The organism is Segatella copri, from assembly GCF_026015465.1.
Taxonomy (GTDB): Bacteria; Bacteroidota; Bacteroidia; order Bacteroidales; family Bacteroidaceae; genus Prevotella; species Prevotella copri_E.
Genome location: NZ_JAPDUQ010000001.1, coordinates 638,750 through 659,977, shown reverse-complemented (window position 1 = coordinate 659,977; position 21,228 = coordinate 638,750). Strand labels below are relative to the sequence as shown.

Here is a 21,228-nt window from a genome sequence, read left to right as displayed (position 1 = left end):
GAACTGCCTGGAGAAACGAATGATCTCCGTGGCTGCATCTTTGACATCTATTGTGTTACCGACGATGATAAACATTTCATCGTTGAGATGCAGAACAGATGGGTACCCTTCTTTGTGAATCGTTTCATCTATCTTTCTCTTCCTTTCTTTGATAAGAGTGAGGAAGAATGCGAGACAGGTTTTGAAAAATTGATTTATGTATTGAAGTATATGGAAGTATTGGAAAGATTGCCTTTTACGATACAGAAGAAGATATTCGATCATCTTGCATGTTCCGAAATAATAGTGTACCTTTGCTCTCAAAAAAGTAACAACAACTAACGATAATGAATATGAAAATACTATTTTTTGCAGCATCGGTTATCTTATTCGGTTCTTGTCCAAGTCACCGGAACAGAAAGTAAATGCTCTTATCAAGGAATATCTGGAGAAGACGTTATATCATCCTGATACGTATGCTCCCACTAATACAGAGCTTGATAGTGCATTTACACCTTACGATAATCCGGTATTTTATGAAAAGACCCTTAAACTTGCTAAACTGGGAGTCTTGATAGAAGAGTGTAATGATGACGCATCTAGTGCCAAGAGAGGAATGGCTATCTGGAGTGGTCCTTATCAGTCTAGCTTTGACCGTGTTAATTACAAGGAAGATAAAGCAAAATATGATGAAGCTATTCAAAAGAAGAAGAAGGCTCTTGCTGAATGTGAGGAGTTAGGCAAGGAACTGAAGAAACTCAAAAATCAAAAAGAGGAGTTTATTGGTTTCAAGGCGGTTCATAGTTATCGTGCCAACAATAATGCAGGTCAAACAATAGGCGGCAGTGCATTATTCATTATAAGCAAGAATCTGAACAGTATCCTGGCAACTTACGACATGGATAGTGAGGAGTATAAGGCTGTAGATTATCTGTACAAGGAAATGCAGGGAAAAGCATCTGTTGCAGATGAAGTTTCCTTGGACAGGTAGAATTGGATACCAGCATTATCCGGAATGCCGCATCATTTGCACTTACCCATACACCCTAAAACAGGGCGTATGGGTAGTATGTAGCTTTAGTTTACAGAACTTATGCGAAGCTTCTCTTAAGTACATAAAATGGATTAAACAAATATGTTAGGTTTGGTAAAATATGGGTATAGTTTGTTTGGTAGTATTTCTTGCGTTGGTAATCTTCTTAAAATTGAAGATGCCAATGTGGAAAGGTAAATATTCCGAAAGGTTGGTGCATAAGAAAATGTTGCAGCTGTCAGACGAATACACAATATTCAACAATTTGTTGTTTGAGAGTAATGGACGCTCAACTCAAATTGACCATATTGTAGTGTCACCTTATGGGGTATTCGTCATATGGCTCTTTTTATGGGTGTTCGAACTTTCCTAAATGCAAGTTTACACTAAATTAATGAGTGGGTAGTATATTAAGTTACACCCTCTTATGCTGTTTCCGAGTCTTTGGTTATCGCCAAGGTGGGTAAGGATTCTATCAAGGTTGCCGTAAAATAAACTTCGTAGATTCTAAAATATAAAGAGGTTGATGCCCAGGAATTGGTGCGTCAAACTCTTTTTTGAATGGTAATTCCCATTTCTTCTTTCTTGTTTTGTAAGCAGAACATGGTTTTACAGCTCGTTTTTATACTATTAAACATAAATATTCACTTTTGCGAGATTTTTCTTGCGGAAAATTTTGTGATTTCAATAATTATTCGTATCTTTGCAGCGTCAGTCCTCGCCAAGCCTCTTAACAATGCTCAAATCGTGCGAGGCGTTTTTTATTTATACACATTTGAATATGGCAAATCTTATACCTTTTACAAAACGATTTGAATCTTCAGAAAATCTCGTTAATTTGCTTGAATCACGAGGTTTACAGATTTATGATAGGAACAAAGCCATACAGTACCTTGACAATATTGGTTATTACAGATTGTCTGCTTATATGTATCCTTTGTTGAAGATGCCCAAGACAGCACATTTATACAAGGAAGATTCATCCTTCAAGAAAGTGATGATGCTTTATCGTTTTGATAAGAAACTGAGACTACTCATGTTCAATGAGATAGAAAAGATTGAAATTGCTATCAGACGGGCAGTAATGCAGATAACAGCAGATATGACGGGCAATCCTTTTTGGCTTACTGACTCTTCTTATTTCTTGGATAGTTCCAGGTTTAATGAAACAATGCGAGCTATATCCAAGGAATACAGCAAATCCAAGGAGGAGTTTGTTCTTCATTTCAAGCGAACCTATTCTGAGCCATATCCACCATCGTGGATATTAGGCGAGTTGCTTACTATTGGAAATGTCAATGCTATTTATCGTAACATCAAACAAAATCGCATACGCAAACGCATAGCTAAACGTTTTGGTTTGCCTATCAATGTGTTTGAGTCATGGCTTACAGTTATTGCTGTTACTCGAAATGCCTGTGGTCATCATTCAAGAGTATGGAACAAACAGAATGCTATTCAGCCAGCGATTCCAAATAGTCCTGAAAGAGAATGGATAACGCTACCAACAGATTCCATGCGTGCTTACTTCGATCTGTGCATCATCAAGTACTTTCTTAATGTTATATCCCCCAATAATGATATGCAATCCAAAATAACATGGTTGTTCATTCGGTTTCCCGAAATTGACTTAAAAGCTCTCGGCTTTCCGCAGGGATGGCAAATGGAACCATTATGGAGGTAATTTCAAGTGAAACTGCTATTTTGTGCAAATCTATGTGATTCTGTATTCAGTTCCATCGGTTGTAGGTAGTTCGCAAAACGAAAATAGCTTACAGAATGAAGAAATTTTATAGCATCTTCTTCATCTTCGATTGTCAGCCCGCATTCTTTCAAAATGTCAAGTTGACAATAAAAATCCATTGCTTGTTTTGTGTACTGCATATTACTTCAGTATAATATAAAACACGAAGTCCTGCCGTGGTACGCTTTCAAGAAGAGGCGTGGCAGGAACTGTTGCTGCAAAAATACTAATTTCATTCCAAAATGGCAACTTTTTGTTTAAGAATATGCATTCTAAATATGTTATTTAACATTGTATAACGGAATTTCGGTCAACGAACCATCTCATGTCATTTGATACTTTCTTCATAATTCTTTTCTTTTGATTCTATTTCGCGAAGATACAAAAGAATCCGAATAATCAGATATCATTTCATCTTTCTTATATTTTTCGCGCACTTATAAACATTCTCCCCTTGCCAGTAACTTTTTCCAAAACTTTTTCCCTGATTTTCTTGCATGTTTCGAAATATTGTTGTACTTTTGAAGGAGTAAGTGTATTGGAAATGCACTTTTTGTAGCGTAACTATCTGATTATTAGGTGAAACTTATGGAATTGATTAAGGTTATAAACAACGTGTCAGAACGGGTAGTAGATGATTTGAAGGCCAAATTATCTGAAGGATCTCGTGTGTCAATAGCTGCAGCCTCTTTTTCCATCTATGCTTTCGAAGCATTGAAGGAAGAACTGGAGAACGTTGATGAGTTGCGTTTTATCTTCACTTCGCCTACTTTCATCAAGGATAAGGTGAAGAGGGAGAAGCGTGAGTTCTTCATTCCAAAACTCAACCGTGAGCGCAATCTTTATGGCTCTGACTTCGAAATCAAACTCCGTAACAAACTGGAGCAGAAAGCCATCGCCAAGGAGTGCGCCAACTGGATAAGACGCAAGGTGAAGTTTAAATCAAATGTGTCCCAGGAGTCAATGGGCGGCTTTATTCATGTGAACGGCACAGCCCCTTATGCCTATGCACCTTTTAATGAGTTTACCACCACAGAGTTGGGATGCGAGCGAGGAAACAGCTTGTATTCCATGGTTCAGGTTGTGCCCTCACCTTTCGCCGAGCAGTATCTGAACGTATTCAATGAACAGTGGAAGAATGGCGATAAGTTTGAAGATGTAACTGCCAAGGTGCTGGAATACATAGAAACCGTTTATCAGGAAAATTCACCCGAGTTTATCTACTTCATTACGCTATATAATATCTTCAGCGAGTTTCTCGATGATATCAACGAGGATGTTCTTCCTAACGAGAAGACCGGCTTCCGGGAGAGTGTGATTTGGAAAAAACTTTATAATTTCCAAAAAGATGCTGCCCTGGCTATCATCAATAAACTCGAAAAATACAATGGTTGTATCCTTGCCGATTCTGTGGGTCTGGGTAAAACCTTTACGGCACTGAGCGTCATCAAGTATTACGAAAACCGCAACAAGTCGGTTCTCGTATTATGTCCTAAGAAGCTCTATGACAACTGGAGCACCTTCAAGACTAATTACAAAAACAACCCTCTTGCCGCCGACCGCCTTCGCTATGATATCCTGTTTCACAGCGATTTAAGCCGAGATAGAGGTATGTCAAACGGAATTGATCTAGAACGAATCAACTGGGGTAACTACGACCTGATAGTCATAGACGAAAGCCACAATTTCCGTAATGGCGGTAATGTGGATGACGAGGATGATGAGGCTGACAACCTGGATATCGTAGATGATGGTAAGAAGAAGGAAAACCGCTATCAGCGACTGATGAACAAGGTAATTAGAGCAGGAATCAAGACAAAAGTCCTGATGCTGAGTGCTACTCCCGTCAACAACCGCTTCAACGACCTGAAGAACCAGTTGCAACTGGCATACGAAGGTCATGCTGAGCAAATCAACGAGGTTCTTGACATCGACCGCAGCATAGATGATGTGTTCCGCTCTGCACAGTTGGCATATAACCGATGGACCAAGTTGCAGCCCAAAGAGCGCACCACGCAACGCCTGCTTGATGAACTGAACTTCGATTTCTTTGAATTGCTGGATGCGGTTACCATTGCCCGAAGCCGAAGCCACATCGTGAAATACTACGATACGAAGGATATCGGTAAGTTCCCTACCAGATTGGCTCCTATATCCCGCCGCCCAAAGTTGACGGATTTGAGCGATAGCATCTCTTTCAGCGAGATTGCTGAACAGCTTAACAGGCTGAATCTGAGCATTTATACGCCTTCACTCTATATCTTTGATAGCGTGAAGGAGGATTATGAAATCAATATGGAAGGCTCGGGTATCTCTATCGACGGACGAGAGAAAGGTCTCCGCAAGCTGATGGCTACCAACCTGCTCAAACGTCTGGAGAGCAGCGTCAACTCCTTCCGTCTTACCTTGCAGCGCATCCAGGAATATATAGACGAAACGCTGAATACCATAGAAAGCAACGGGCGCAGCGGTTCTGTGGATGTTACCGAGTTTACGGATGATTTGGATAGCGCAGATAGCGATAACGACCCATTTGTGGGCAGAAATTCCAAAATCAACCTCCGGGATATTGATGTGATTCGCTGGTCACGTGATCTTCGCAGCGACCAGGAGAATCTTGCCCTGCTTCAGATTATGCTCCAGGATATTTCTCCCGAGCACGACTCCAAGCTACAGATGCTCATCGAAGATTTGAAACACAAGTTTGAGCATCCCATCAATCCGGGCAACAAGAAAGTGATTATCTTTACAGCCTTTGCTGATACCGCCAACTATCTGTACGACCAGCTGGCAGCACGCATCAAGGCGGATTGTGGGTTGAACGTGGCACTTATCACGGGTTCTACGGATGGCAAATGCACCATACCGAAGTTCCCGATGAGTTTCAATAATGTGCTGACCTATTTCTCGCCCGTATCGAAAGACCGGGCAGCTCTCTTCCCGGATGTTACCGAGGAGATTGATGTGCTCATTGCCACCGACTGCATTTCCGAGGGTCAGAACCTGCAGGATTGTGATTTCCTCATCAACTATGATATCCATTGGAATCCAGTGCGCATCATCCAGCGCTTCGGCCGTGTGGACCGTATCGGCAGCAGAAACGATGTCATCCAGCTGGTTAACTATTGGCCGGATATGGAACTGGACCAGTATATCGAACTGAAAGGCCGTGTAGAGAGCCGTATGAAGGCTACCGTCCTCACCAGTACGGGCGATGACAATCTGTTGTCGCAGAACGAGAAGGGCGACCTGGAATACCGCAAGAACCAGCTCAGGAAGCTTCAGGAAGAGGTGATAGACATAGAGGATATGGATACTGGCATCAACATCATGGATTTGGGCTTGAATGAATTCCGCCTCGACCTGCTGGCATACGTCAAGGAAAATCCGAATGTAGAGCACTCGCCGTTTGGAATGAATGCGGTGGTGGCCAGTTCGGAGAATGCCAAGCCGGGCGTTATCTTCATCCTGAAGAATAGGAACAGGAATATCAATATCGACAGGAAGAACCTGCTGCATCCGTTCTATATGGTGTATCTGGGTGAAGATGGCTCCGTCATCTGCGACCACCTGCAGCCTAAGAAACTGCTCGATGTGATGCGCCACGTTTGCCGAGGCAAGAGCCAGCCGGACAAGGAGTTGTGCGCCATCATCAACCGGGAAACGGCTGACGGTCGACAGATGAGCCATTATAGTGATATGTTGGCGAAGGCGGTTGACAGCATCATTTCTGTGAAGGAAGAGTCGGATATCGACAGTCTGTTCTCCATGGGCGAGACGAGTGCCTTGCTGGGAGATGCCAAGGGGCTGGATGACTTTGAGTTAATAACATTCTTAATTATCAGATAGTATGATAGATTTACATTATCCTCCAACCACGTTTGTAGGCAAGCCCGTTCCCAAGAACGCTTTCTACCGGCATCTGGAAGTGAATGCGAAGATGAAGCAGCACTTCGTAGATGATGTGGTGGCCATCAAGTGGCTCTATAAGCTGGCGCCTTCCACTCTCAATGTGGCAGATGGCAAGGAGGTTCACGAGATAGTGGTCTTTTCTACGCAGCTGAAGTCACAGGATTGTCCGGATGATGTCTTCCTCTTCATCGATAGGAACATGCCTCGCCACGTGGTGTTTGTTCTGGAATATGAGGGGCAGTATAAGCTGCTGCTCAACTATAAGGAATGGCTGGATGCCTCGGCAGGAACCTTCAGGATAGTGAAGTCTTTCGCTTCGGAATGGCTCCGTGAGGCAGATTTATCTTTGCCTATCCAGGGGCTTACGATGGATGCCATCTATGAAAATATGGCAGGCGTGATTTCCGGCTATGGCACGAGCCGTAGCGAGGAAACCAAGCGCATGGTGGAGCTGGATTCTTTGATACAGAAGGGCAGGAAAGAGATTGCAGCCTTGCAGAAGCGGGTTCGGACTGAAAAGCAGTTTAACCGGCAGCTGGAGCTGAACAACGAGGCTCGGGCGTTGAAGAAGAAGGTTGCTGAGTGGGAAAAAGAAATGAAGAATAATTTATAAAATATAGATAATATGGACAGACCCAATAGAATGAAATTGCAGTCGGCTGATGGAGCGCAGCTGAATCTGGATGCGCTTTATCAGATTGCGCCTTCGTGCTTTACGGAGGTAGCCGACCCAGATATGGGGGGGGCAAAAACGTGTAGTTAATTTTGACGTACTTCGCCAGCTCCTTGGTGACAACGCAGTGGAAGATGCTCCTGAGGCATACGAGTTCAACTGGGTTGGCAAGCAGGCAGCTCGTGCCGAAGTTTTGAAGCCTATTAAGAAGACGCTGCGTCCCGTAAAGGAGGATAGTGTGGATTGGGATAACACCCAAAACCTTTATATTGAGGGTGATAACCTCAAAGTGCTTAAACTTCTCCAGAAGTCTTATCAGGGTAAGGTAAAGATGATTTATATTGATCCGCCTTACAATACGGGTAATGACTTTGTTTATCATGATGATTTTGCAATGTCTGCTGATGAGTATGCTGAGGCTTCGGGTTCAGTAGATGAATTAGGTAATAAATATATCAAGAACATGGATTCGAATGGACGTTTTCATTCGGATTGGTGCTCTATGATGTATTCTAGATTGATGGTGGCGAGAACGCTGTTGACAGAGGATGGTGTGATTTTTATCTCGATAGATAATAATGAGATTGATAATCTTATAAAAATTTGTAATGAGATTTTTGGAGAAAGCAATTGTTTAGGAATTATTGCTAATATTAACAACCCTAAAGGGCGTTCTGATGATAAATATGTCGCGACAGCGCATGAATATATACTAGCATATTCTAAAAATATAGAGGAAGTAGAATGGTATGGTTTTGAACCTACAGAAGAAATTACAAAACGATATAATAAAATTGATGAAAATCAGAAAAAGTATCGAGAAATAGACCTTCGTAAAACTGGAGAAAATGATTTGAGAGAAGACCGTCCAAATCTTTTTTATTATTTTCTATATAATGAAACTACAGGAGATTTCTATCCAACAAGAATTGAGCAATCTTTAAATGGGTACATTTGCATAAAGCCCCAAAGAGAGGATGGAAAAGAAGGAAATTGGCGATGGGGTATTGAGACTGCGCAAGACCGAATTGGTGATTTAATACCAAAATATATGCCTACACGAAAAGTTTGGGGGGTTATGCAAAAAGATTATTTGGAAGGTCGATCTCTTGTCAAACCAACATCTTCGTGGACCTTTAAAGATGTCAATAGTGAAAGAGGAACTGAGCAGTTTGTTAATTTAGGATTTGATAAGAGAATATTTCCTAAACCAAAACCGATAGGAACTATATATCGATGCTGTAAATTAGTAACCAATAACAGAAGAGACTCTATTATTCTTGATTTCTTTTCTGGTTCTTCTACAACCGCTCATGCTATTATGAAGATTAACGCCGAAGATGGAGGCAACCGTAAATTCATCATGGTTCAGCTTCCTGAAGAAACTCCAGAAGATAGCGAGGCAAGAAAGGCTGGCTATAATACCATCCCAGAAATCGCCAAGGAGCGTATTCGTCGTGCCGGCAAGAAAATCAAGGAGGAATCTCCTCTTACCACTGCCGACCTCGATACCGGCTTCCGTGTCTTCCGTCTCGAAGAAGGCAATTACGAGGATGTAAAACTTTCTCCAAAGGATTATAATCAGGATGATCTCGATCTGTTTCTGAACAACATCAAGACCGACCGAAACGACCTCGACCTGCTCTTTGGATGCATGCTCGACTGGGGCGTTCAGCTCTCTCTGCCTATGACCCAGGAAGTGGTGGATGGCAAGACCGTCTATACCGTGAACGACGGCGACCTGGTGGCCTGCTTCGCCGAGAACGTATCAGAAGACGTAGTAAAAGCCATGGCAGAAAAGATGCCTTTGCGTGTCATTTTCCGTGACAGCTGCTTTGCCCAGGATGCCGACAAGATAAATATCTACGAAACTTTCAAGCAGAAGCTGGATTGGAGCGACCAGGAAGTAGTGAAGAATATTAGAGTGATTTAAGCCTATGAAACTCAGATATAAACATCAACGCTTCCAAACCGAAGCGGCGCTGGCAGTGGCTAATGCCTTTACAGGTCAGCCCAAAAGCGACGGACAGAGCGACCATATCGTGGACCAGGGAGTAAATCAAGATCTCTTTGTTGTAAAAGGCTTTGGTAATAAGAACGTCATCCTCGCACCGGAAGCCGTCTGCGAGAATGTAAGAGCCATACAGACAGAGCACGGTCTGAAACCTGTAGAACAGCTGCAGCAGCTGCAAGGCGTAGGTACCGCCCTCACCATCGAAATGGAGACGGGTACGGGTAAAACCTATACCTACATCAAGACCATGTATGAACTGAATGCCCGCTATGGCTGGACCAAGTTTGTGGTGGTAGTGCCAAGCATCGCCATCCGAGAAGGCGTATTGAAGAGTTTTGAGAGCATGCAGGAGCATTTTGCCCAGGAATACGGCAAGCGCATGCAATACTTTATGTATAACTCCAAGCAGCTCAGTAAGATAGATGCATTTGCCAGCGATGCAGGCATGCACGTGATGATTATCAATACCCAGGCATTCAACGCATCTATGAATGAGGAGAAGAGTAAGGGCGCACGTCCTGATAAGGCAGCCCGCATCATCTTCGAACGACGTGATGAGTTCGGCTCCCGCCGTCCTATCGACGTGCTTGCACAGACCCATCCTATCATGATTATCGATGAACCTCAGTCGGTGCTGGGTGTGGACAAGAAGAACAAGACCCGTAAGGGTATAGCCATGTTCAAGCCGCTTTTTACCCTTCTGTATAGCGCCACCCACCGCAAGGGTGATATATATAATATGGTGTATAAGCTGGATGCCATCGATGCCTACAACCAGAAACTGGTGAAGAAGATTGAGGTGAAGGGTATCAGACAGGTAGGCAGTACCGCTACCAACGGCTATGTCTATCTGGAAGAAATCGTCATCGGCAAGGGAAATCCGCAGGCGCGCATCAGCTTCGACATCAAGACGCAGACCGGAACGAAACAGGTAAGCAAACTCGTGGATGAGCGCTTCAACCTGAAGGAACAGAGTGGGGGACTTGCCGAGTATGACAACAACTTCATCGTAGAACGCATAGACGGCAGGCAGGGAATCGTCCGCTTCCTCAACGGCTTGACTCTCCATGAAGGCGATGCCGTGGGCAGTGTGAACGAAGACTATATCCGTCGTATTCAGATTCGTGAAACCATCCGCACCCATCTGGAGCGTGAGCGCCAGCTGTTCAGTCAGCATATCAAGGTGCTCAGTCTGTTCTTCATCGACCATGTGGATAGCTACCGCCTCTATGAAGGCGAGGATAGCAAGGGTAAGTTTGCCAAGATGTTTGAGGAAGAATATAACCGAGTGCTTTCAGAAATGCTGCCATCGTTTACGGATGAAGCCTATCTGCGCTATCTTTCAGACCCTCGCAATGCGGCATCCAACGTGCATCAGGGCTACTTCTCCATGGATAAGAAGGGCAAGGCGGTGGAATCGAAGGAAAGGCAGGGCGAGAACGAAGAGCGTGCCTTCGACCTGATCATGAAGGATAAGGAGCGCCTGCTTTCGCTCAGCGAGCCAGTCCGCTTCATCTTCTCGCACTCCGCCTTGAAGGAAGGTTGGGACAATCCTAACGTGTTCCAGATCTGCACCTTGAAGAACTCGGACAATGAGACCAAGAAACGCCAGGAAGTGGGACGAGGAATGCGCCTTTGCGTGAATCAGAAGGGTGAACGCCAGGATGCAGATGTATTGGGCGACCATGTGTTTGATACCAATATCCTCACCGTGATAGCCAGCGAGAGCTATGATGATTTCGCAAAGAAACTGCAGACGGAAATGGCTGAAGCCTGTGCCGACCGACCAATTGTTATCACCGCCCATCTTTTCGAGGGCAGGTCATATACGATGGCAGATGGAACCAATGGCAAGTTTGATATCAATCAGGCAAGAGTTATCTATAATGCCCTCATCCGTAAAGATTATGTGGATGATAACGGTGCTTTGACTGCTCAGTATTTTGAGGATAAGCGCAATGACAGGCTTGATTTTGAGAAGGCTAACGATTGGAGGGAGGGCATTATAGCAGCCCTCGATACCGTCTTTGATCCTGCGGCTGTAAGACCGGAGAATGGTAGAAAGCCTAAGCTTGCCAAGTTGCAGAAGGACAATTTTGCCAAGAAGGAGTTCCAGAATCTCTGGAAGCGCATCAACCGCCGCACCTACTATCAGGTAAGCTTTGAAACTTCTGGTCTTGTGAAGAAAGCCATCGAGGAACTTGATGAAAAGTTGAGGGTTACGGAAATCCGCATCGTGGTAGAAGGCGGTTCGATGGATGAAATCAGAGACAAGGAGTCGCTTGAAGCGGGCGTGGCCATGAATCAGGGCGATGTCCGGACCATCCATGTAACGGAAGCAGTGGGCAAGGAAGTGACATACGACCTGGTAGGTCAGCTGGTAACTGCTACGGGGTTGACAAGAAAGACCATCGTGGAAATTCTGAAGGGTATCAAGCCTGAAACATTCAGCATGTTCAAGATGAATCCTGAGGAATTTATCATCAAGACCGGTCTGGTTATCAACGACTGCAAGGCTCTTGCTGTTATCCAGAGTATTACATACGAGAAGCTGAATGATGAGTTCTCTACCGACATCTTTACGGTGGATGCTCTGCGAGGCAAGTTGGGCATCAATGCCATTGAGTCAAAGAAATCGCTCTACGACCTGGTAGTGCTCGACAGCATGGGTGTAGAAAAGAACTTTGCCGAGTCTCTGGAACGTGAAGATGACGTGGTAGTTTATACCAAACTGCCTCGTGGTTTCTACATCAACACGCCTATGGGCAAATACAATCCCGACTGGGCTGTGGCATTCCGTGAAGGCAGCGTGAAGCATGTGTATTTTGTGGCAGAAACCAAGGGTAATGATCTCCAGGGTTCACATCTACGCGGTATCGAGGGAAGCAAGATAGCGTGTGCCCGCAAGCATTTTGCAGCCATCAGCGAGAATGGTTACATTTATGATGTTGTCACAGACTATCAGGCATTGTATGATGCAGTGACGAAATAAGGATTGTGCAGAGCGATGCACCTACCGTAAATTTGTAAAAGTAAGGGGAAGAAGGCGAGTAACGTAAATTGCTCACTTTTTCCCTTTTTTTGTATACTTTTCTGAGAATCATTAAAAAAGTAGTACTCTTTTTACGTCCTAAGGGGACGTAAAACGCTTGCGGGTTCCAACGATTATTGTTAATTTTACACGAACAAAAATAAAATTAGCAATGGTTGAAGAAGCAAAAGAAATAGAAAATTCAGAATCTCCGGCTGTTAGATTGGTGAGATTATCATATATAGAGAGGATTGGATCTCTTCTCAGTATCATGATTGGTGAGGATATTTCTCCTCGAAAATCAATCGTGAAGGAGTTTCATGTCTCTTATGATACGATTCGAAAGTTCCTAAATTTCGATTCTAAAATAAAGTTTGATACCATTGCAAAATTTTGCCACATTATAGGTCATTATCTTCATGTTGAATATGAGGCTGTCGACAACTACAAATCTAAAAAACATATCACAGATAGAGACGAAAGACTTGCACTCATAAAAAATCTGAAAAGACAATATGAAGAAATCTTTGGGGCAGGGGCAGAAGTGGTTAAAGACCTGAATAAGAAGAAAATTGATTTGCGTAAATTCGTAACGCAAGGAATAAAATAAATATAACTGGGCAGAAGAGATTATGTCGTCTGACACCAGTAGAGAGTAATAAGTTCTTATAAATAACAACAACTTAACCAGTGTAAAAATGAAAGATACAACATGAAATTTAGGGGGACATTCCTCATACTGCTCTGCAGCTCAATGTCTCCGAAGTAAGGATTCACCCTGGAAAACTTCCAGGGGCCACCTCTTCTTTAAAATAGAGGAAGTAAATTTAGTCTATCTTAAAAGGTGAAGATATATGACTAAAATATTTTACGGATTGCCAATCTGGCTAGTGCAGACTGGACCGGTTAACATCGAGGTAGTTATTAACGTAGAATTCAGTGGCAACAGCAAAGTGGTTATTGATTCTGCTAGTTTCAAACAGTTAATGGATATGGAAGATGAGAATTAGAATAGATAAAATCGTCTTCCGTGATCAATCCAGAATGATTGTTGGTAAAGATGATGATCAGCAAAAGGAGAATGAAGAGAGTGAAGAGGAAGAGCCAGGAACGGGTTCTGCAGGAGCGAGAGACAGAGCTCCTACGGTCGACTTGGAAGTGGTGAATGACCAATCTAAACCAGGAAAAGATGAAGAACATACACCGTCTTGTTTTCTATTGGAAGGCAGGGTTGTTCCTGTTGAACTTTGCAATGACAGAGCAACTAAGATATTCCGACTACTTAGAAACGCTCAAATCCTGAATGATGATTTCAAGCCCGTCAACAAAATGCCGTGGTGGAAAAGAGGGGAACTTGCCGATATACTGGCAACGGAACTGAACATCCAGCACACCTGGAAAGTGTTCGGCGTTTTCTGGGATATGGATGCTGAAAGTTTGAGAGGCGGATTCAATAAAGCTAAGGATCATGCTTTAAAATTTGATTTTGATGAGAAAATCATGGATATTTTGAGATAATTTACCCCCGGAATTCAGAACCGATATGGTCTGAGTTTCGGGGGCTTTTTCATAGAAGTATGCTCACTGCAATGCAACTATGGAACAAAAGGACAGTTAGCCTTGCTCCAGCAGTTTTTTGTCCGTCAAGAAATCCAATAATCCAATAGTCAATACACCGAGTTCGTCTTCCTTGCGGTGAATATCATCACCAACAATAACAATCTTACGGAAGTGGTCATTGATTGACAATAGTGGGCGTCGCTCTTGTTGTTCCTTCTCTGGCGTTGGCATGTTGAAAGCCGACTGAATATACACTCTGTATGGAGGACGGTTTACTACAAAGTCAACCTCTAACTGCTTTCTTATAAACTTGCCGTTCTCATCCTTACCACCAAGTTCTACTAATCCCACGTCCACATTATATCCACGGCTTCGAAGTTCATTGTAGATAATATTTTCCATAATGTGTGTTTCCTCTTGTTGACGATAGTTTAGAATGGCAGCACGAATGCCGATGTCTGCGAAGTAATATTTTGTCTCGGTGCCAATATATTTCCTGCCTTTCACATCATAGCGTAAGGATTCTTCTATCAAGAAAGAGTCTTTCAGATAGTCAATATATTGTTTTATAGTGTCTCTTTTTATGGTTACTCCTTGTGCGGATTGAAAGGTATTGGCTATTCTTGTTGGATTGGTTGAAGAACCAATGCCTGAAGCTAGCACGCGTACCAATTCCTTCATTCCTTCAGGATTGCGCAGATGGTTGCGCTCAATCACGTCACGCAGATAGGTGGTTTTATACAGACCACGCAAATAGTCTGTTTTCTTTTCTTCTGTTTCAAGCAAAGCCACCTGTGGTAGTCCGCCAAAGGTATAGTAGTTCAGCCATGCTTTACGTATATCGCCACCAATGCCTTTGAAGTATTCGTCAAAGGTGAGAGGCCAGATACGTATTTCGTCACCTCTACCTCGGAACTCAGTCACAACATCACTTGACAGAAAGCGAGAATTTGAGCCTGACACATACACATCTACATTCTTCATGTGTGTCAAGCTAAGAATAACCTCCACAAATTCTTCTACTAGCTGCACCTCGTCCAAGACTATATAATAAGGATTGCCATCATCCACAACCTTTGAATCTATATAGTCGAGCAAAGCATCAGGTTTCCTCAACCGCCTGTTTCGAAAATCATCAAGCTGTATCTCGACGATGTGACTTTCAGTCACCCCATGTTCCAATAGCCAATTATGCCAGATATCAAACAGTAGGAAAGACTTCCCACATCTTCTGACACCTGTTATAATCTTCACAAGCCCGTTGCCACGTCCTGCAATAAGTTCATCCAAGTATTTTTTACGTTCAAATATCATATTAGAGTACTATTTTTGATACTGGTATCACATTTTACACCGCAAAGATACGGAGAAAAAATGAAATTTGAATAAAAAATATAGAAAAAATCGAGTTTCCGCACTTTTTTAACATATGATATTGGGTGTTTCCGCAGTTTTTGTTTTAGCGTATTATGCTGTTTCCGCAATTTTCTGTAGTTATTCATTTTGAGATAATTTTTGGTACGATGTGGTACGACCGTACTTCATCGTACCATAGCAGTGTCGCAGAATCGCCGTACCTTTGCCCCCGGAATTCAGAACCGATATGGTCTGGGTTTCGGGGGCTTTTGTGTATAGGCACATCAACCGTTGTGGGAGCGCCCAACTTTTAAAAAAGGAATTTATAAGATGAAAGCAATGAAACCTTTTTATTTTACTCATCCGCAGTACGGAAAACTGAGGGTGGTGGTGATTGACGGGAAAATCTATTACTGTCTGATGGACGTGAAGAACATCTTCAAGAAGTCGGTACAGAAACTCTATGAGACGATTGCTGACTCGGAGGGGGAACTGAAAAATCTGAACATCGTGATGATGAAGGATATGAAAATCAAGTATAACCTCTTCTTCGAGAACCAGGAAATGGGGAAGGAAGAAGCGGAGGCTGAGAACGTGAATGCGGATATCAATTTCTGCGATGAACAGCTGGTGAAGGACCTCGTAGACAGGCGTGTTGCTGCCGAGAAGATTGCGGCAAAATGGGTAATAGGCTTTGTCAAGAGCAGACTGAATGATGCCGAGAATGCTTCGCTCTTCGAGGCGAACGGGGTTCAGGAGATTTCGGATAACTCGCTGATTCTGCCTATCAATGTAAGTTATGGTAGCGGGTATATCATGATTAACAGCGAAGTGTTCGATTAATAAAAAGATGGAGGTAAAATGGAGATAGTACATGTAGTGGCAATTAATCCTTATCGCAAGGGAAATAAGGGAAAAGTTTTTTCCTATCGCATGGATACTTATGATAAGGTGATTGAATCGGCTGCCGTTAAAAAGATGATTCAGCAGATTCGGGGTGAATTGCCGATTGACGGAGTGGATTTGAATGATGCGCAGGCGGTGAAGAAGGCGCAGGAGAGGCTGAAGAGCGAGCTGCCTTTCTTCTGTCCGCACTACGGCATGTTCAGGAACAATGTGCGCAGACAGGAGAATGCCTTGCCGGAAAGCTTTCTCTTCCAGACGATTATCGATGTGGATGATAAGGAGTATGTGGAGAAGGCGATTGAGAAGGCGCGCGAACTGAACTGCTCTTCGGGTATCTGGAATGGGAGTTTGCTGCATCTCTGTTATAGCGCTCGCAAGAAGCTGCATATCGGGATTAGAATGCCGGTGGGGATGACCATCGAGGAGACGCAGAAGGCGTATTGTGAGGCACTGGGCGTGCCTTATGATGAGAGCTGCATCACACCTGAAAGAATGATTTTTCTGACGGATAAGGACTCGGAAATCTACCGGTCTAAAATGTGGTGCGCAGTGCTGCCGGAGAGCGAGATACAGGCTCGCAGACAAGCGTTCCTTAATCGTGGGCTCACCGTGGACGGCAAGATAGTTAATAGTTTACAGTTTACAGTTAATAGCAATAGTAATGACAACGTTCAAAACAATAGACTTTCGGGCAATCGTGGCGATTATGCTGCTCCTGCTGGCACTGCTGTTCAGCCTGCCCAATCTGGTAATAGCAATCATGCTGATGATTCTCATCTCGGGAATTCTGGAGGCAATTATGGCTCTGGTGAACTGGGAGAGGCCAGTGAGAAGAATCTGATAGCCTTTGATCTGTTTCAGGAATCAGCGGGACTGAAGGGAATGGCGATTGATACCGTCGGTTCACGACACTCTTCGCTGCTCGCCATCATGAGTGCTGGAGCCTCACGTATGATGAGCGAAGAGGAACTGATGAAGGTGGTGGCTGAGAAGATGCCGAGCTATTATCAGGAGCCTGATTGCCACCAGCTTATCCATGATTTCTATGCGAAATATGGTGACAATTCGAAGCCTTTCTCACGTGATGTAATCCGCATCAATGCCACCGCAGAACAAGCCAGCCGGCAAGTTAATAGTTTACAGTTAAAAGTTGAAAGGGCTGAGCAAGTTAATAGTTTACAGTTAACAGTTAATAGTACCGAGGAGGATTATCCCGAACCGCCAGCGATGCCGGAGAAACTGCCGAAGCTGGTGGAACTGCTGATATCTCGGACACCGGAGATTTATAAGCCGGCTGTGGCGCACGCTATCTTCCCACCGCTCGCTACGCATCTCTGGCAGACGAGCTTCCGGTATATTGATAATGTAGTACATGAGGCTACGCTGTCTACTTGTTTGTTGGCTGGTACGGGTGCAGGTAAATCGTCTGTGGATAAGCCGATTAAGTATATCATGGAGGATATCAGAAAGCGGGATGCGGAGAATCTGAAACGTGAGAAGGAATGGAAGGAGGAGGTGACGCGCAAGGGTGCCAACAAGGATAAGCGCAAACGACCGGATAATCTTGTTATCCAGGAGATTGATGCTGATATGACCAGTCCGGCATTCGTGATGCGAACCGCTGAGGCGCAGGGGCGTTTCCTCTATACTTCGCTTAACGAGCTGGACCAGTTTGATGCACTCCGGGGTAGCGGCAACCAGCAGTTCCGCATCATGTGCCTCGCCTTCGACCCCTTCAACCTCTTTGGCCAACAGCGCGTGGGCGTTCAAAGTGTGACAGAAAGGGTAACGATCAGGTTCAACTGGAATGCATCTACTACTATCCAGAAGGGACAGCGTTATTTCTCAAAAGTTTTGACAGACGGTCCGATAAGCCGTATCAATTTCTGTACCATTCCGGAGCGTGAAATCGGTGACGAAATGCCTGTTTACGGCGATTACGATGATGCTTACCGTGAGGCGCTGAAGCCTTATATCGAGAATCTGAATAACGCCAGGGGACTGATTGACTGTCCTGAGGCATTCCAGCTTGCCCTTAAACTGAAGGATGAGAATGCGGAGTTTTCCCGATTGTCGCAGGACCGGGTTTACGAGAATCTTTCTTTCCGTGCCAACGTCATCGTCTATCTGAAGGCATGTGTGCTGTATGTGGCGAATGGTTGCAAATGGGAACCGGAGATTGACGAGTTCATCCGCTGGAGCGAGCGTTACGACCTCTACTGCAAGATGCGATTCTTCGGTGATGCCATCAAGAGGGCGAATGATACTGGCGAGAAGTCGAGCAAGCGAGGGCCTTCCAACATGCTGATGCAGTTGCCGGATGAGTTTACTTACCAGCAGGTGATAGACTTGCGTGTAGCACGAGGTATGGATAAGAAGGGAACTTCAAGAATGTTAGGTAACTGGAAGGAGCGTCATTACATCAAGGTTAAGGATAGTGACTCGGTTCCTCAGAAATTCAGTTCCTCAGTTTTTATTAAGCTTAAATTCCGAAAAGGAGAACAGTAGTATTATGGAAATAGTAGTAAAAAGAATAGCAAAGAAGAAGACTTATACGATAGGTCATCTTTATATCCTGAGCGATAAGGATGTGAAGCGTACTTGGCGTTCGGGTGTGAAAATTGGCGACAAGCGTATCTTTGAACACAGCTTCGATAAGACGAAGTTGGACAAGGAACATTACTTCTGTGATACCCTGGAGCCTACGTGGAGAAACCTTCTGGGTATCGAACTGAAACCGGAAGAGGAGGATGGACGGTACAGCAGGGTATCGGGTAAGAAAGCCCGCAAGATACCGGGTCATACGGCGATACCGGAAGGCTCGTATCCTGTGGTTATCTCGAAATCGCCAAGGTTTAAGAAGTGGCTTCCGCTGGTGCAGGGTGTTCCCGATTTTGAGGGCATCCGCATCCATGCCGGTAATTATCCCGATGATACGCAGGGCTGCATTCTGGTAGGTGAAAATAAATTACAGGGTGCCGTCTTTAATTCCCGCATCTGGCTGCATCGGCTTATCAATGCCATTACCGCAGCAAGGGAACGGGAGGAGAGCGTTTGGATTACAATCATTTAATGTTGAATGTTGAGTGTTGAATGTTGAATTTTTAGTGATTAATTTTTAAAAACAAATTATTATGGTAAAGTCAGTTAATACAAATAAAGTAGAAATGGATAAGAAGGCAGCTGCTGCTGTCGTGTTTGAAAACCCTGAATTCGGTAAGATTCGTACCTTGACCGATGAGAACGGAGAACCTTTGTTCTGCGCAAAGGATGTCTGTGATGTGCTGGGGTATAAAAAATCAAGAAACGCTGTAAACCAGTTGGTTAACCCACTTGACGCCCTAAAACAGGGCGCATGGGTAGTGACAGGCATCAAGAAGGATGGAACTGATGCGAAACGTTTCCAGCAGATGATTTACGTTTCGGAGAGCGGTTTCTATGCTTTGGTTCTCGGCTCTAAGCTTTCTACTGCCGTGAAGTTCAAGAACTGGGTTACGGCTGATGTGCTGCCACAGATTCGCAAGACGGGTGGTTATATCCCGGTTCAGCAGGGCGAGAGTGATGAGGAGACAATCCGACATGCGGAAGAAATCCTCCGTGCTACGCTCAAGGAGAAGGAGAATCTGCTGAAGAAGCAGCGTCTGCAGATTGAACAGCAGAAGAAGCTTATCGGCGAACAGGATACGGAAATCCGCCGCTTGAATGATGTGGTGGATGAGCAGGTGGTTCGCATCGCCAAGAGTGGTGATAACATCATCCAGTTGGAGAATCAGGTGGGTAATCTTCTGCCGAAAGCGCTCTATAGCGATAACGTGCTCGATTCCGTTTCCTGCTTCACCACCACGCAGATTGCGAAGGAGCTCGGTATCACAGCGCAGGAACTGAACCGCTCGCTCTGTGCCCTGCATATCCAGTATTACCAGAGCGGTCAGTATCTCCTCTATGCCGATTACGCCCACATGGGCTTAGCCAAGAGCCGCACCCGCTACAGCGCCTTCCTCGACCCGAAGAGTGATGGCAGACAGGAGAAGATGGGCAGAGCCTACACCCATACCTATCTCGTATGGACTGAGCGAGGACGAAAGTTCATCCATGACCTCGCCCAGCGATACTGGGAACTGTGTGAAGTTTATAGTTAATAGTTTATAGCCCCTGATGTGTTCTTGCATCAGGGGCTTTTGTCTGTTCCTAAAAGTTAACTCCGAAATTGAACTGGAGGGCTCCATTGCGCGATTTGTCGAAACTGTCGTGGCAGATGTTGGCAAGACCGATGTCGTAGGTGAGATCGGCATAGAACATGTCGTAGCCGATGCCGCAGCCGATGCGGATACCACCATCAAGGCGGCGGAAGTTTGCATCCTTGAATGAGCTCTCTGCTTCACGCTCGGCAAAGTTCTTGATCTTGCCTCCTACACCAACGGCAAAATAGCCGCCTACCTGAGGCTGGATGGAGAAGTGGTCGTCTACCTCGTACTTGTACTTCAGTACGGCTGGAATCTCAAGATAGTTGAGGTCGTAGGTCATCTTCTTGCCTTCAGGAAGATCCTTCTTGCCACCTTTCTCTATATACGAAAGTCCGGTCTCGAGATAGAGTGGGGCGCTGTCGGTCAATGGAATGCCGGCTACTACGCCCACATTCAGGCCGGTCTGCCAGTCGCCACCATCCAGACGGGAATCGTCGGAATTGACAAAGGTGAAGGCAGGACCGATGCGGAATCCGTAATACGGGCTGCCGTAGTTGTAGTTGTAACGGTAGTCGAGACGGTCTGTCCTGCTGTTGTAATATCTGCTGTCACGATAATTCTGTGCTGCTGCCGGCATCAGAGCCAGGAGCAATGCCATCATGATGAATGCTAATCTTTTCATAATTCTTATTCTTTTATACATTAATATATGCTGTTTGAAGAAACTTGTTTTACGGTGCAAAGGTACGAATAAAAAACGAAACGGCAGCGAGCGTTTCCCTAAATGATAGAGGGGAACCCCTATTTCTGACCTAATACAACTTTCTCAACAAAAA

16 protein-coding genes and 2 pseudogenes are annotated in these 21,228 nt (G+C 44.5%); 16 read left to right on the top strand and 2 right to left on the bottom strand.

From position 1 onward, the window contains the following. The first annotated feature begins 3 nt into the window (after positions 1-3). The 12 genes and pseudogenes from ONT08_RS02880 (at position 4) to ONT08_RS02825 (ending at position 13,904) form a co-directional block, all read left to right on the top strand. Entirely contained in the window at positions 4-321 is a 318-nt protein-coding gene (locus tag ONT08_RS02880) for an Rpn family recombination-promoting nuclease/putative transposase (RefSeq protein ID WP_262923824.1), read from the top strand. A gap of 55 nt (positions 322-376) precedes the next feature. Further along, positions 377-970: a hypothetical protein gene (locus ONT08_RS02875; RefSeq protein ID WP_264959210.1), complete on the top strand. Its 594-nt coding sequence runs from the start codon at positions 377-379 to the stop codon at positions 968-970. A 163-nt stretch (positions 971-1,133) separates the two neighbouring features. Further along, a pseudogene (locus ONT08_RS02870) lies at positions 1,134-1,340 on the top strand (nuclease-related domain-containing protein); the annotation flags it as partial. Continuing rightward, positions 1,336-1,407: a topoisomerase DNA-binding C4 zinc finger domain-containing protein gene (locus ONT08_RS16465; RefSeq protein WP_367398825.1), complete on the top strand. Its 72-nt coding sequence runs from the start codon at positions 1,336-1,338 to the stop codon at positions 1,405-1,407. The pseudogene ONT08_RS02870 and the gene ONT08_RS16465, both read left to right, overlap by 5 nt. Positions 1,408-1,793: 386 nt before the next feature. Beyond that, the gene (locus ONT08_RS02865) at positions 1,794-2,696 is read left to right on the top strand and encodes an Abi family protein (RefSeq protein WP_264959209.1); all 903 of its coding nucleotides are present in this window, start codon (positions 1,794-1,796) and stop codon (positions 2,694-2,696) included. A 648-nt stretch (positions 2,697-3,344) separates the two neighbouring features. Then, positions 3,345-6,605: a helicase-related protein gene (locus ONT08_RS02860; RefSeq protein WP_264959208.1), complete on the top strand. Its 3,261-nt coding sequence runs from the start codon at positions 3,345-3,347 to the stop codon at positions 6,603-6,605. Position 6,606: 1 nt separating this feature from the next. After that, positions 6,607-7,281, top strand: coding sequence for a DUF4391 domain-containing protein (locus ONT08_RS02855; RefSeq protein ID WP_153095204.1), 675 nt, complete (start codon positions 6,607-6,609; stop codon positions 7,279-7,281). A 12-nt stretch (positions 7,282-7,293) separates the two neighbouring features. Beyond that, a pseudogene (locus tag ONT08_RS02845) lies at positions 7,294-9,274 on the top strand (site-specific DNA-methyltransferase). A gap of 4 nt (positions 9,275-9,278) precedes the next feature. Next, a complete protein-coding gene (locus ONT08_RS02840) occupies positions 9,279-12,347 on the top strand; it encodes a type III restriction-modification system endonuclease (protein WP_264959205.1) in 3,069 nt (1,022 codons plus the stop codon). A 211-nt stretch (positions 12,348-12,558) separates the two neighbouring features. Further along, positions 12,559-12,996 (top strand): hypothetical protein, encoded by a 438-nt coding sequence (locus ONT08_RS02835; protein WP_119236068.1) that lies wholly within the window; start codon positions 12,559-12,561, stop codon positions 12,994-12,996. A gap of 244 nt (positions 12,997-13,240) precedes the next feature. Further along, complete coding sequence (locus ONT08_RS02830) at positions 13,241-13,396, top strand: hypothetical protein (protein WP_153088452.1); 156 nt, start codon at positions 13,241-13,243, stop codon at positions 13,394-13,396. Further along, positions 13,386-13,904, top strand: a complete 519-nt coding sequence (locus ONT08_RS02825) for a hypothetical protein (RefSeq protein WP_264959204.1) — start codon at positions 13,386-13,388, stop codon at positions 13,902-13,904. Before ONT08_RS02830 ends, ONT08_RS02825 begins: the two co-directional genes overlap by 11 nt. 96 nt (positions 13,905-14,000) lie before the next feature. Here the strand turns inward: ONT08_RS02825 and ONT08_RS02820 are convergent, their stop codons facing one another. Continuing rightward, positions 14,001-15,260 (bottom strand): ATP-binding protein, encoded by a 1,260-nt coding sequence (locus tag ONT08_RS02820; protein WP_119236066.1) that lies wholly within the window; start codon positions 15,258-15,260, stop codon positions 14,001-14,003. A 372-nt stretch (positions 15,261-15,632) separates the two neighbouring features. Between ONT08_RS02820 and ONT08_RS02815 the strand changes: the two genes are divergently transcribed. The 4 genes from ONT08_RS02815 to ONT08_RS02800 all read left to right on the top strand — a co-directional run bounded on the left by ONT08_RS02815 (position 15,633) and on the right by ONT08_RS02800 (position 20,347). Further along, positions 15,633-16,145 carry a spore coat protein gene (locus tag ONT08_RS02815; protein ID WP_264959203.1) on the top strand — a complete coding sequence of 171 codons (513 nt, stop codon included), beginning with the start codon at positions 15,633-15,635 and terminating at the stop codon, positions 16,143-16,145. Positions 16,146-16,163: 18 nt separating this feature from the next. After that, positions 16,164-18,716 (top strand): hypothetical protein, encoded by a 2,553-nt coding sequence (locus tag ONT08_RS02810; RefSeq protein WP_264959202.1) that lies wholly within the window; start codon positions 16,164-16,166, stop codon positions 18,714-18,716. A gap of 4 nt (positions 18,717-18,720) precedes the next feature. Beyond that, on the top strand, positions 18,721-19,281 hold the full coding sequence (locus ONT08_RS02805) for a DUF5675 family protein (RefSeq protein WP_264959201.1): 561 nt from the start codon (positions 18,721-18,723) through the stop codon (positions 19,279-19,281). 94 nt (positions 19,282-19,375) lie between these two features. Beyond that, positions 19,376-20,347 (top strand): phage antirepressor, encoded by a 972-nt coding sequence (locus tag ONT08_RS02800; protein WP_264959200.1) that lies wholly within the window; start codon positions 19,376-19,378, stop codon positions 20,345-20,347. Between the two features lie 49 nt (positions 20,348-20,396). Here ONT08_RS02800 and ONT08_RS02795 read toward each other — a convergent pair whose 3' ends face one another. Next, positions 20,397-21,074, bottom strand: a complete 678-nt coding sequence (locus ONT08_RS02795; protein WP_238399498.1) for an outer membrane beta-barrel protein — start codon at positions 21,072-21,074, stop codon at positions 20,397-20,399. Between the last annotated feature and the right edge of the window lie 154 nt (positions 21,075-21,228).

Coding starts and splice junctions, on each gene's coding strand:
- ONT08_RS02840 (WP_264959205.1), top strand. CDS start 9,279: ATGAAACTCAGATATAAACATCAACGCTTCCAAACCGAAGCGGCGCTG.
- ONT08_RS02865 (WP_264959209.1), top strand. CDS start 1,794: ATGGCAAATCTTATACCTTTTACAAAACGATTTGAATCTTCAGAAAAT.
- ONT08_RS02825 (WP_264959204.1), top strand. CDS start 13,386: ATGAGAATTAGAATAGATAAAATCGTCTTCCGTGATCAATCCAGAATG.
- ONT08_RS02810 (WP_264959202.1), top strand. CDS start 16,164: ATGGAGATAGTACATGTAGTGGCAATTAATCCTTATCGCAAGGGAAAT.
- ONT08_RS02835 (WP_119236068.1), top strand. CDS start 12,559: ATGGTTGAAGAAGCAAAAGAAATAGAAAATTCAGAATCTCCGGCTGTT.
- ONT08_RS02805 (WP_264959201.1), top strand. CDS start 18,721: ATGGAAATAGTAGTAAAAAGAATAGCAAAGAAGAAGACTTATACGATA.
- ONT08_RS02855 (WP_153095204.1), top strand. CDS start 6,607: ATGATAGATTTACATTATCCTCCAACCACGTTTGTAGGCAAGCCCGTT.
- ONT08_RS02830 (WP_153088452.1), top strand. CDS start 13,241: ATGACTAAAATATTTTACGGATTGCCAATCTGGCTAGTGCAGACTGGA.
- ONT08_RS02860 (WP_264959208.1), top strand. CDS start 3,345: ATGGAATTGATTAAGGTTATAAACAACGTGTCAGAACGGGTAGTAGAT.
- ONT08_RS02820 (WP_119236066.1), bottom strand. CDS start 15,260: ATGATATTTGAACGTAAAAAATACTTGGATGAACTTATTGCAGGACGT.
- ONT08_RS02815 (WP_264959203.1), top strand. CDS start 15,633: ATGAAAGCAATGAAACCTTTTTATTTTACTCATCCGCAGTACGGAAAA.
- ONT08_RS02800 (WP_264959200.1), top strand. CDS start 19,376: ATGGATAAGAAGGCAGCTGCTGCTGTCGTGTTTGAAAACCCTGAATTC.
- ONT08_RS02795 (WP_238399498.1), bottom strand. CDS start 21,074: ATGAAAAGATTAGCATTCATCATGATGGCATTGCTCCTGGCTCTGATG.